We start from the raw sequence: 12,498 nt of genomic DNA on the forward strand, positions 1-12,498 counted from the left end.
GAGTAAAAGCCAGTTGCCAACAATGTATAAGCAAAATTGCTAAATCAAATGAATAGAGAAATCCGACAAACAAATAAACAAAATAACAAACATCGGAAAATTACGGTTTACCAACCGCAACTTTCATTATACTAACCCGTTAGGCAACATTAGGACTGAGATTCTGAAAACTAAAAAATTAGTTATGAAAAAAATATCAATTGGACTTTTTCTTCTATTTATTTTAATTCCAAATATTAATTATTCTCAAGTTTGGCCTTTCACTCCAATGTTAAGATTTGGAAATACAGTTTATTATAAAATTCCAGACAAAAACAAAATTGAACTAAATGGAATAAATAAAATTTTAGACAAAGATTTAGAAAATAGATATTTTGACATTGTATCTAAAGAGAGAAATATTCAGATTAAAATAAATGATTCTATTTTTAATTTTACCCAAAAAGAGAGAAAAGAACCTAAAAACAAGAAAGAAATTTTATTTTATTCAAAGAGAAAATTGACAAATAAGAATTTGACAATATATTATCTTAAATTAATTGAGTTTACGGAAAATTCAATAATTGCTCAGGCTGATATAAAATATCTAAATGGAAAAACCAAAAGGAGAAAGGAAATTGTGGAAATCGACAAAAATCAGATACGAGGAATATTTTTAGGTAATGGGAAAAATATTAGATTAGCTACTTCCATTTTATCAATTGGAGCAGGAATTACTGTTATTTTAATAATGTGAGATAAACGTTGCCTAACAACTCATAAAATTTATGCTTACTTTAAAGTTAAATATAAAACGACAAACATTTAAACAAACGATTTGCAACGTTCGAAAAATCTCCGATTTTCCAAACGCACAAATCTTATAAAAATCCGTTAGCATTAATACAAATAGAAAATGAAAAAAAAGAATTTATTTTTATTATTAATTATTTCAATATTACTATCAAATTGTGCCTCTCAAATGAAAATAAAGGGAGAGGAATTAAGAAGTTTACAACCATTAAAGAACACAGAAAGTGTTGTAGTAATTGAAGAAAATGAAAATATTGAGCCAAGTAATAAAAACTTAAAAATAGGAACTTTTGAAATTAAAGATGGAGGTTTAAGTTTTGATTGCAGTTATGAAAAAGTTAAAGATTTAGCTAAACAAAAAGCAAGAAGTCTTGGAGGAAATTCAGTTAAAATTATTGAACACCAACTACCAGGTATATGGTCAATGTGCCATAGAATAAAATTTGAAGTTTATAAATTAGAAAATATATCCAAATTTCAAAAAGAATTATTATGGAGTTCTACTAATAAATTAAAATGGGAGTATTTTAAAGGTGCTCCAAAAATAGATAGACCATCTTTTTTTTGTGGATATATGAATGTTCAATTCAACAATGTGAATTTTTCAAAAGGTAAAGGAGAAGTGATTGTGTTACCTACATTTTTATTTGAATGCTCTTATGTTCAACCTCTAAAAAAAGATAAGTATCTATTAGAATATAATCAAGTTAAATTTGACCTCTTAGAAATATATTCAAGAAAAATGAGAAAAGAATTTGCAGAGTCAGAAATTAACACAAAAGAAAAATGGTTAAAATTTGCAAAGCCTATTTATGATAAAGTTTATGTAAAATATAAAACGGATATATTTAACTTAGAAACTGAAACAAATTTTGGAAATGATTATTCAGGATTAATGAGTTGGAAATTTAAAACAGAAAAGGAGTTGAAAGAATTAAATGAATTCTCATCTGATAACTACTAATGCTAACAACTCATAAAATTTATGCTTACATTTAAACTAAATTACGAACCGACAAACACTTAACAATCGATTTCCTACGTCCGAAAAATCTCCGATTTTCCAGTCGCACAAATCTTATAAAAACACGTTGCCCACAATATTAGCTAAAAACCTTGTAGTCAACAACTTAATGCCTTAATTTTTGTAAGTTTAAAAAATATTTAATAACTTTATGTGTTAATTAACAATAACTTAAATAAAAATACTATGAAAAAACTTAAACAAACAAATTGGTTATTAACCATTTTGTTTTCACTATTCCTGTTTTCATGTTCCCAAAATAATGAAATTGGAAATTCAAACATTCAAAGTTCAAAATACTTTGTGAAACTATCAGAGGCTAAAACAATAGCAGACAACCTTTCTTTTCCTGTAAATGATAAAACTTTAAAAGCTAAAGGAATTAATTACACTTCAAAAAATGTTAAAAATATAAATGAAATAAAAAATGAAAATGGAGTTAATTCATTTTATGTTATTAACTTCGAAGAAGGAGGATATATCATATTATCTGCTGATAAAAGAATACCTCCAATATTAGGTTATTCAGATACAAATACTTTTAATATTAACGAAAGTCAGTATCCAGATGGATTAAAATTTTGGATGAATGACACTAAAAAGCAAGTAACAGATATTCAAAATTCTAATATTGAACAATCAGAAAATGAAAAGAAAGTTTGGGAGAGTATTCAAGTCAATGGTTTAAGTTATAGAGTCCCTCCTGAGTCATGTTATGAACATACAGATATTTATACCAAAGGTCCTTTGTTAAGTTCTCTATGGTACCAATCTGATGGTTTTAATAGTGCATTACCTACTATAACGTGTAATGGCTTTACTTTTCAAGTTTATGCGGGTTGTGTTCCAATTGCTATGGCACAAGTAATGAAATATTATCAATATCCTACAAATTACAATTGGTCATCAATGCCTCTAACCTACGCTACAAGTACAACAGCGAATTTCATTAAAGATATTTGGGATGCAATTGGTGCAGTTTATGGTAGTTCACAACCATCATATGATTGTGATGTTACAGGTGTAAGTACTTCAAATGATATGAGTACTGTTTTAAAAACACAATTTAATTATACGTCTGCAAATTCAACGGCCTATGATAGAGATGTTGTTAAAAATAATATTGAAGCTAATAGACCTATTATTTTAAGTGGCAATGATGGTCTTTATACAATTGGGCATATGTGGGTGTGTGATGGTTATCGCATAACTACTTATTATTTTGCTGATTGTACTGGGGTTGGCTATTTTCATTTTCACATGAATTGGGGTTGGGGTACTGGTTATAATGGGTGGTATACAGCTGATGTTTACAACTCAATTAATATACCTCACTATAATCAGAACAAAGAAATTATTTACAATATTATACCTTAAAATCATGAAAAATTTAATTATATTAACATTATTTATAACCTTATTAAGTTGTAACAAGTCTAATGAAATGGATCAACAACCAAATGCCTATAACTTAGATGCATTATTTGAGTTTTCCGTTGTGAATACTCAAAATCAGGATTTATTAGATCCTAGTAGCCCAAATCACATTAACCAATCTGATATAAAACTATACTATCTAATTGATGGTTATTCAAAACAAGTTTATAATCAAAATATGGACAATCCAAGAAATTTTTTAATTTATAAACATGAAAATGAGTATCGAATTAGGATAGTTCCAAATATTTCAGAAACTGAAGACAAAACTACAACTTATATTCAATGGAGTGCAAATGATACAGATACCCTTGAAGTTTTATACGAAAGAACCCCAAGAGCGTTATTGGAACGAAAAGTTTGGATAAACGGGAAACAAATTTGGGATTGGACTGAAAATAAAAACCGTTTTTCAGTTTTAGTCAAATAAATTACTTAGAATTTTGAATTAAAGCAAATTAACTCAAAAAGAACAAGTTTTTAGTACATGTTCTTTTTTATTGTTTGTATAATCTACATTAAGTTTACAATTAAATAAACACAAATAAAATGAAAAAAACTCTTTTAATTCTTTCGGTTGCAATTTTAACTTTAACAGTTAATGCCCAGGAAAAAACTCAATTCGGAGCAACAGCGGGTGTCAATTTCAGTAATTTGACCTCAAAAGGTTTTGCGGGTTCTAATAGTAAACAAGGATTTTATATAGGACTTCTTGCAGAAATCCCATTTGGTAAAAGATTTTCTATTCAACCTGAAATTTTGTATTCAACACAAGGCTCAAATGTGAAAATTTATTCGAATGGAGGCAGCCCATCCTCAAGCGAATTCAGTCTTGATTATTTACAAATTCCAATTCTAGCAAAAGTTTATCTCCTTAAAAGGTTTTCGATTGAAATTGGTCCGACTTTTAATTTTCTGTTAAAAGACAACGGAACTAATTTATCAACCTTTTATTCTTCAAAATTTGCTAAAAGTTTCGAATTTGGTGGAGTTATTGGCACCTCTTATAAATTCAAAAATGGATTATTCTTAGATGCAAAATATATTCAAGGTTTTAGTAAAGCTTTTAATTTAGGACTTTACCCTGTGAAAAATACCGTATTTCAACTTGGTATAGGATTGTTGTTTTAAAATCTGAACAAATTTTTAGATTATAAAACGGATATAAGTTGACATAATAAAAACACTGTGGGCAACAACTCATAAAATTAATGCTTACATTTATATTAAAATTGAAATAATAACAAAAAACAAAGGTTAAAATTAGGCGGAAAAATCTCGTATTTAAAGTCGCACAAATCTTATAAAATCCCGTTGGCAAACATAAAAAAGGAATTAATAAGATGACAATATTAAAAAATAGAATTGACTTATAATGAAATATATTAAAGTCTTTTTTTTGTGGTTTACAATATTATTACTAGTGGGAACTTTTCTATATTTTAGTTCATCTGATCAAAATCGATTTGTTATTATCATAATATTTGCAAGTTTAGGTTTAATTGTTGGTCTAGTTAAAGTTTTGCTTATTAGTTCACTCGCATCTAGTAAATCAGAAATTTTTAAAGAGGCAATTAAAATGTATAAAGGAAAAATGAATATTTATGGAAAACCAGAATTTATCATAAAAGACAGAAAAATCATATTGGACTACGATACAGGAAAGGGATACTTAAAAACTATTGAATATATAATTACGAATGTCGATTTAACTGACTTAAATAAGCGAGTAATCGAAAAATGTAAAATGGAATTTGACACAATAGTTGTAAATAATAGAATTTATGCAATTTTTTATAGCTCCTGGGGATATAAAGGAAAAAAATACAAAGAGAGAATAGAAAGGAAAATTGATGAAATTAACAAATGTATTGAAAAGAATACGTTAGCCAACAATGTATAAAATTTATGCTTACATTTAAACTATATATGAACCGACAAACATTCAATAATAACATTACTACGGCGGAAAAATCTCCGCTTTTTACGGCGCACAAACCATATACAAACTCGTTAGCAGCAAGCTAAGAAACGAGAAATAAAGAACATTATGAGTATAATTACAAAATCGGAATTGACAAATTATAGAAATTCAACACGGACTTTCAGCAAATCATTAAACGAAAGTTTATCGGAATTCAAGTCGGAAAGTACATTTAGAAAAGTAACGATTTTCTTATCTCATAAACATAACGAGCTTGAGGAATTAGATGGTGCAATTAGCTTTTTGAAAAAATTTGGTGTAGATATTTATGTTGATTGGTTGGACGAGGAAATGCCAAAAAGGACAAGCGGAAAAACAGCAGACCGCATAAAACTAAAGATAAAAGAAAATCAAAAATTTATTTTTCTTGCTACGGAAGGCGCAATTGCATCAAAATGGTGTAATTGGGAATTAGGACACGGAGACGCTGCAAAATATATTAAGCATATTGCAATATTACCTGTAAGGTCTAATTATTCCGACTATACAGGCTCTGAATATTTACAAATTTATCCTTATATCTACGAGAGCGAAAGTACACCGAACACCTTTTATGTTCATTATCCAGATGGTTCTGTGAAAAATGTAAGCTCTTGGTTAATCTCATAAATTATGGCAGACAACCGAGTAAAGCATCTTGAATTCATACAGTTAGTAATAACTCGAATGAACGTTAATTCCTTTTTATTAAGAGGTTGGTCTGTGACATTAGTTGCGGCATTATTTGCCTTTGCGGCTAAAGACACTAATATCGAATACGTAATAATTACTTATGTGTCCACACCACTATTTTGGTTATTAGACGGATATTATTTAAGTCAAGAAAGGAAATATAGAGATTTATATAATAAAATTAGAACTACACCAGAAAATGATATTGATTTCAATATGAATGCAACTGTTATGAATTCAAATAAAAACAGTTGGTTCAGCAGTACTTTTTCAATAACCAATCTTATTTTCTATGGCACGCTAATAGGAATTACGCTTGTAGTAATGTTTATAATCAATTAAAATGGCAAAGAGAGTTTTTTTCAGTTTTCACTATCAAGATATTATCGACTTTAGAGCTAACGTAGTTCGTAATCATTGGAGACTTAAACCTAATAGAGAATCAGCAGGTTATTTTGATGCTTCGATTTGGGAAAAAGCAAAGAAAGAAGGAAGTCTTGCATTGAAAAGACTTATAAATGGAGCAGTCAAAAATACATCTAATACTTGCGTTTTGATTGGCACAGAAACTTTTAAGAGAAAATGGGTCAGCTATGAAATAATGCAAAGCTTAAAAAGTGGAAATCATATTTTTGCAGTACACATTAATGGAATTAAAGGAAAAGATGGAAAAACTAAATCAAATGGAAACAATCCACTTTACTATTTAGGCTATTCATTCTCAAATGATGGGACAAAAGTTAATTTACACGATTTCATAAATGGAAAATGGATTAAATATCCAGATTTAGATGGATATTCAGTAAGTAAAGTTGATGAAAGGTATAGGAATAAAATTTACCGATTATCTTCTAAGTATCCAGTTTATGATTGGAATAGTGACGATGGATATAACAAATTTGCAACTTGGGTAGAATAAAGCCAGCTGCTAACAATGTATATAAAAAATAGGCGAAATATCAATAAACTCAAGGGTTTTGGCTCGTATCAAACTTTAGGCTTAACCGAAAAAGTTGTGCTTCGAAACCGCCTACTTTTCATATACTAACCGTTGCCATCCATTTGAGAAAAACGATTTACATATTAATATTTTTAGGAATTGGAATTAATTTCTGCTTCTCTCAAACTCAATCTGAAAAACGATTTGGATTGACCGAATTTGACTCAAAAAAACACGACCGAATTTATCGCATCCAAATTGAGGATTATCAAAATGTTGAATTAATTGATTTCAAAAATGGGGAATTTAAAGGAACTCTTACTCATTTGGTTTGGACTACGAATAGAAAGGGAATTAGAAAAGATAGCATAATTCAAAAAATTGCGATTCCGAATTCTATAGCGGAAAAACTGATTTCGGAACTAAATAACAACGGATTTGAAAACCTAAAAGACTGTAACGAAGTTGAGAACTGTATTAGCGGATTAGACGGAACAACAACTTTTTTTAAAACAATTAAAGATGGAGAAATAAATTCTGCATCATATTGGGAATTAGAATCTGACTATTATTACAATCAAAATAAAGTAAAATTACCAGCAGAAGTTATGAAAGTAAGAAAAATGATTTCGATAATCAACAAAGAATTTGACTTGAAAGAACAATTTCAGAACTTTTTAAACCGACTGCCGAATGGACGTTATTCGTACAGTATGCTGATAATGAAAAAAGGATAAAAAACGTATGGCAACACCGCGCATAAAAAATTGCTTAATTCCGTAAAAAAGGAAATTTAGAATAAAAAATAATATTAAATTTAACCAAAGAAAAATTGCGTTTCAAACTCGCAACTTTTCATGCTCAAACACGTTGCCAAATATGGCGGAATTCAACACAAAATTATAATTATTCTATAATTGTAAACCTAAACTAACAATGATTAAAAAATTTGCTATCTATTTTATACCTTTTACTTTAATAAGCCTTTTATTAAATCTGATATTTGAAAACTTTATTGGAAAATCAATTTTTGCAAGTGTACTTGGAGGAATAATTTTCGCTGGATTAATGGTTTTAATTCAAAGAAAAAATGAACAAAGTTAAAACGGAAAGATTTTTAGCACAACAACGGAATGAGCTTTGAAACGGAATACTAAAATTGACAAATTGTAACTAACCAGACAAATTCCTGATTTTTCCAATCATAACGGATTTGAAAGTTGAAATGAAATAACCAAATGAAACGGATTGAGTTAAGAACTGAAATAATAATTGAAATGAAAAGCCACATTAGGCAACAATGTATATAATTCATTGCTAAATTTTGTCGTTTTACGACAAATTAAACTAAATTTAAACTCAGATTTCCATCACGATAAGTCTTACGACTAATCGCAACGAAATCATAATACTAAAACGTTGTGCATAATATTATGAGAAAAATAAAATCCTTATTAACTTTAGGAATAATAGGCACATTTTTAATTTGCTGCGACCAATTAAATTCTGCGTACTTATACAACGACACACCTGACACAGTTGATGTGGTACTATCTATAATAAATCCTAAGGAAGTTGAGAGTTCATTTATATTTAGGAAACTTTCTGGCGATAGTACCGCAAACATCTACAAACTGAATAACCAAACCACACGAATTGAATTTTCAGTATGTTCAAAATGTGAATTTGAAATGTTTTTTGATACAGCACGATTACGAGCTCAAAACTTAGGAGTTGACTCGTTGAAAATCATAAAAAAGAATGGAATTCTTCAATATACTACTAAAGAAGATATATTTAATGCATTCGTCGAACGAGAACATTATTCCGAGAAATACTTGACAATAATAAACTAAAATACTATGCACAACAACTCATAAAATTTATGCTTACATTTAAACTAAATAATGAACCGACAAACATTCAACTAACGATTTGCTACAACCGAAAAATCTCCGATTTTCCAGTCGCACAAATCTTATAAAATCCCGTTGGCAAACATAACGAATGAAGAAAAACATTAGTAAAATAAGAAATGTTCTAATACTTTCAATGATAATATTATTGATTAATTTTTCGAGTTGTAAAAAACGGAAAAAGATTGAGGTTAATGATTTTAGCATTGAATTAAATGACACGATTTATTTAGGTTCAAATACTGGAAAAATATTGAATTATAAAACGGATAATGATAAGATTGACTATTTGTTGTCTGTTATAATTGAGAATGAATATCAAGACGGAATTATTGAAAAAGATACATTTAGTGATGGAACATTATCTCCTTGGTTTGGAATATATGCTACGAAAAAAGGAAAAATGACAATTAAAGGAATTATATTAGAGGAGGCTCTTAATGATATGAATTATGATATTGATAGTGTTTTGAGAATTGAAAGAAAATTTCTGTATTTCTCTAAAGACGTCTTTGTGGTTGATAGTATATTTAAGAAATAGTAAAACGATTTGCCAACAACGCACATAAAAAATTGCTTAATTCAGTAAAATAGAATATTTAGTAAACAAAAAAATATTAAATTTAGACATCGGAAAATTGCGTTTTAAACCCGCAACTTTTCATGTCCAAAACCGTTGTATGCAATAAATAAGCTCTATGAAAATGAATAATTACTTATGGATTTCAATTTTAATTATAGTTACAATAATTATAATTTTAACTTCAATTTTTATCATTTATTTATTGTGGAAAAATCAAACATTTAGTGTTTTATCTGAAAAAAACATTTCAATTAAAGATATTATTCAGACAACTACTTCAATAATAGCTATATTAATTGCATCATATGCTTTAACAAAAGATAGTATTAGAGATAAGGAATCAAGTATAAGATATAAAGAATCTATAGAAACCGAAAAAATACAACATAATGAAATCATAAAAGTTTATGATGAGCAAAAAGAATTACTTTTAAAGTACAAAGAAAGTTCCGATTTAATGTTGGAACAATTAAAAATGCAAGCAAAAATTGCAAAACAACAATTTGAAAATCAAAAGATTTTAACACAACCTGGAGTAAATATTAATTTTCAAGCTCAAGATACTCTAAATACAAACCTTGAATTTGAAAACAATCAGTGGCTAATGCCTGAAGTAATATTACAACTTCATAATTTTGGAGGTAGGATAGCAAAAAACGTAAAAACTAAAATTAAGTTTATATCACCAAATACAAGAATGGTTCACGAAATGAGTCAACAGATTGACCCTTTTTTATACCCTAATGCTAAAATGTTAAAATATAATTTTCCTGTAATTAATATTCAAGATCGAAATTTCTTTATGTTGGTTGTAGAACTAGAATGGAAAGACAAATTCAATAATAACAAAAAGGAAAAAAGAATACTATATCAAAAATGTTTAAGGGAAAATAATGGCTTTTATACAATTGGAACAGCTAATGGAGAACATCTAGATTTAATAAAAGAAATATTGGCTAATCCTTCAAAAACTATTAATCCAAATAAAATTATTAGAAAATATATGTATGATACGTATAACAAATAATACTGCATACAACAACGTATAAAATTAATTGCTAGTTTTAGTCAGTTTGCGAAAGTCCTCGCGGACTTTCTATCTGTGATTTATTTGCTAAATATAATGCTTAAAATTCGCAACTAATCTTATACAATCACGTTGTACGCAAGCTGAAAAAACATTATGCTGGAAAGTTTACTATTCATATTACTAATTTTTATTGGGGGAGTATTTCTATTAATTTCTCTAATTGTATTGTTATTTGGAATATTTAAGAAATCTCAAAAACTGAAAAAAATTGCATTCGGAATTGGAACAGTTCCTATAATGTGTTTTGGCTTAATTGCATTTTGGTATTTAATAGCAGTTCCATTTTTTAATAAAAGTGAAATGGAGGAGTTTTCTGGAACTTATGAAATTCAAACTAATGAAAAAGGAAAAGAAAAAACTAACTCTGAATTGAATTTATTTGAGAACGGAACTTATACATTTAATGGAAAAGAAAATGTTGGACTTGCAAAAAGTGGAACTTGGAAAACAGGAGGAATTGATGGACAATTTGAATTTTATAACGAGAATGGAAATTTAATCGAGTTTGCTTCACAATTTGGAGGAAATGGAAATGAAAAAATCATATTCAATCTTTACGACTCAAATGAAGTTAGATTTATAAAAATAAAGAATGAATAAAAGCCAGCGTACAACACCTCATAAAATTTATGCTTAAATTTGATTTAATACAAAACGACAATAATTCTAACAAATCGATTTGCTACGTTCGAAAAATCTCCGATTTTCCAAACGCACAAATCTTATAAAAATCCGTTGTAACCAATATGAGAAAACCCAAATCTATACAATTAATATTATTTCTGACTTTACTCGGAATAATAGTTTCTTGCAAAACAAATTATGGATTTAAGACCTATGTTTTTGACAGTGGATTAAAGTTTGAGAAGGTTAACGGAATTGAAAAACCACATCGGCAAACGACTACAAAAAAATCAATAGTAATTGTGAGTGACTCAACTCTGAATTATACAGTTTTATTAGGTGACATCGGAGCATCAACAACAATAAAATATGATTTGAGAAACGGACTTTTGAAAATCGACTCGGTTGATATTTATAACCGAAAATCATTTCAAGGCTATACGAACGAAATATTTGGATATGAATTTAAATATTCAAACGATAGTCTGATTGACCAAAAAAATGGAGAAAAATATTATCGGACTAAATAAAATGAAAAAAATACTGGTTACAACAATGTATAACCGCAATTACGGCGGATTCGACTACGTCCAAATCCACTCGGAATTGCTAACGCCAGTGCTAAACCGAAAATTAACGCATATTAATCCGTAACTGACGGTTATACGAACCGTTGGGGCTAATTGGACGAGAATAATAATCAATATAAAAATTGAAATATTTATTTATGAATATTGACAAACATTTTGAATTTTTAGAAAAATCATATGGATTTATCAAAATTCCTGAATACGGATATTCACGAGAATTACACAGCGATTATGTAAAAGATGGACTAATTATAAAAATTGTGTATGATGGAGGTTATTGGGTTGATATTTTAAAACCTAAAATTGAAATTTCGGATATCCTAAAAGGAGTTAAACACACGTCAGATTATGAATTTTCAGATTTTAATTGGTATAAACTGAGTAATCTTGATTTAGATAAGACAATATGGAATTCTGTAAGTTCTGACAATTTTCCGGATAAGAGTTTATGGTATTTTGCAAAACTTTTAAGAGAGAATAACGAAATCTTGAATGGAAATCTAAAAAAATTACATTGGACTTATTTAATATTAAGGAAACTAGGTTTGAAAAAAAACTAGCCCCAACACCTCATAAAATTTATGCTTACATTTAAATTAGTACAAAACGACAATAATTCTAACAAACCGATTTGCTACGTCCGAAAAATCTCCGATTTTCCAGTCGCACAAATCTTATAAAAATCCGTTAGCAAATATTAAAAACAATGTACTTTCCTGAAATAGGTTGACTAAAAATTAGACAACTTAAACAACGAAAGTATGAAAAAACAAAAACCACCCTGTCGAAAAATATCTTATGAAAAAGTAGGTTACGATTTAAAATTACTCATTATTGATCAAGTCC

Annotated in this window: 17 protein-coding genes; all 17 read left to right on the forward strand. The window is 28.3% G+C overall.

Going from position 1 to position 12,498, the window contains the following annotated elements; genetic code table 11:
- Nucleotides 1–184 precede the first annotated feature (184 nt).
- Nucleotides 185–736, forward strand: coding sequence for a hypothetical protein (locus R3342_RS13235; RefSeq protein WP_318940838.1), 552 nt, complete (start codon nucleotides 185–187; stop codon nucleotides 734–736).
- Between the two features lie 159 nt (nucleotides 737–895).
- Nucleotides 896–1,756 carry a hypothetical protein gene (locus tag R3342_RS13240; protein ID WP_318940839.1) on the forward strand — a complete coding sequence of 287 codons (861 nt, stop codon included), beginning with the start codon at nucleotides 896–898 and terminating at the stop codon, nucleotides 1,754–1,756.
- Nucleotides 1,757–2,002: 246 nt separating this feature from the next.
- Nucleotides 2,003–3,193: a C10 family peptidase gene (locus R3342_RS13245; protein WP_318940840.1), complete on the forward strand. Its 1,191-nt coding sequence runs from the start codon at nucleotides 2,003–2,005 to the stop codon at nucleotides 3,191–3,193.
- A 4-nt stretch (nucleotides 3,194–3,197) separates the two neighbouring features.
- A complete protein-coding gene (locus R3342_RS13250; protein ID WP_318940841.1) occupies nucleotides 3,198–3,683 on the forward strand; it encodes a hypothetical protein in 486 nt (161 codons plus the stop codon).
- Between the two features lie 119 nt (nucleotides 3,684–3,802).
- Entirely contained in the window at nucleotides 3,803–4,384 is a 582-nt protein-coding gene (locus R3342_RS13255) for a porin family protein (protein ID WP_318940842.1), read from the forward strand.
- Between the two features lie 292 nt (nucleotides 4,385–4,676).
- Nucleotides 4,677–5,156, forward strand: a complete 480-nt coding sequence (locus tag R3342_RS13260) for a hypothetical protein (protein WP_318940843.1) — start codon at nucleotides 4,677–4,679, stop codon at nucleotides 5,154–5,156.
- Between the two features lie 147 nt (nucleotides 5,157–5,303).
- Nucleotides 5,304–5,846 (forward strand): toll/interleukin-1 receptor domain-containing protein, encoded by a 543-nt coding sequence (locus R3342_RS13265; protein WP_318940844.1) that lies wholly within the window; start codon nucleotides 5,304–5,306, stop codon nucleotides 5,844–5,846.
- A 3-nt stretch (nucleotides 5,847–5,849) separates the two neighbouring features.
- Nucleotides 5,850–6,251 (forward strand): hypothetical protein, encoded by a 402-nt coding sequence (locus R3342_RS13270; protein ID WP_318940845.1) that lies wholly within the window; start codon nucleotides 5,850–5,852, stop codon nucleotides 6,249–6,251.
- A gap of 1 nt (nucleotide 6,252) precedes the next feature.
- Entirely contained in the window at nucleotides 6,253–6,828 is a 576-nt protein-coding gene (locus tag R3342_RS13275) for a TIR domain-containing protein (protein ID WP_318940846.1), read from the forward strand.
- A gap of 143 nt (nucleotides 6,829–6,971) precedes the next feature.
- On the forward strand, nucleotides 6,972–7,586 hold the full coding sequence (locus tag R3342_RS13280) for a hypothetical protein (RefSeq protein ID WP_318940847.1): 615 nt from the start codon (nucleotides 6,972–6,974) through the stop codon (nucleotides 7,584–7,586).
- Nucleotides 7,587–7,785: 199 nt separating this feature from the next.
- Complete coding sequence (locus tag R3342_RS13285) at nucleotides 7,786–7,953, forward strand: hypothetical protein (protein WP_318940848.1); 168 nt, start codon at nucleotides 7,786–7,788, stop codon at nucleotides 7,951–7,953.
- A gap of 329 nt (nucleotides 7,954–8,282) precedes the next feature.
- The gene (locus R3342_RS13290; protein WP_318940849.1) at nucleotides 8,283–8,705 is read left to right on the forward strand and encodes a hypothetical protein; all 423 of its coding nucleotides are present in this window, start codon (nucleotides 8,283–8,285) and stop codon (nucleotides 8,703–8,705) included.
- A gap of 196 nt (nucleotides 8,706–8,901) precedes the next feature.
- Nucleotides 8,902–9,306, forward strand: coding sequence for a hypothetical protein (locus R3342_RS13295; protein ID WP_318940850.1), 405 nt, complete (start codon nucleotides 8,902–8,904; stop codon nucleotides 9,304–9,306).
- A gap of 163 nt (nucleotides 9,307–9,469) precedes the next feature.
- Nucleotides 9,470–10,375, forward strand: coding sequence for a hypothetical protein (locus R3342_RS13300; protein ID WP_318940851.1), 906 nt, complete (start codon nucleotides 9,470–9,472; stop codon nucleotides 10,373–10,375).
- Between the two features lie 156 nt (nucleotides 10,376–10,531).
- Entirely contained in the window at nucleotides 10,532–11,038 is a 507-nt protein-coding gene (locus R3342_RS13305) for a hypothetical protein (protein WP_318940852.1), read from the forward strand.
- Between the two features lie 146 nt (nucleotides 11,039–11,184).
- Nucleotides 11,185–11,592, forward strand: coding sequence for a hypothetical protein (locus R3342_RS13310; RefSeq protein ID WP_318940853.1), 408 nt, complete (start codon nucleotides 11,185–11,187; stop codon nucleotides 11,590–11,592).
- Between the two features lie 197 nt (nucleotides 11,593–11,789).
- Entirely contained in the window at nucleotides 11,790–12,212 is a 423-nt protein-coding gene (locus R3342_RS13315) for a hypothetical protein (RefSeq protein WP_318940854.1), read from the forward strand.
- The last annotated feature ends 286 nt before the right edge of the window (nucleotides 12,213–12,498 follow it).

This window comes from Lutibacter sp. (assembly GCF_033723435.1).
Classification (GTDB): Bacteria; Bacteroidota; Bacteroidia; order Flavobacteriales; family Flavobacteriaceae; genus Lutibacter.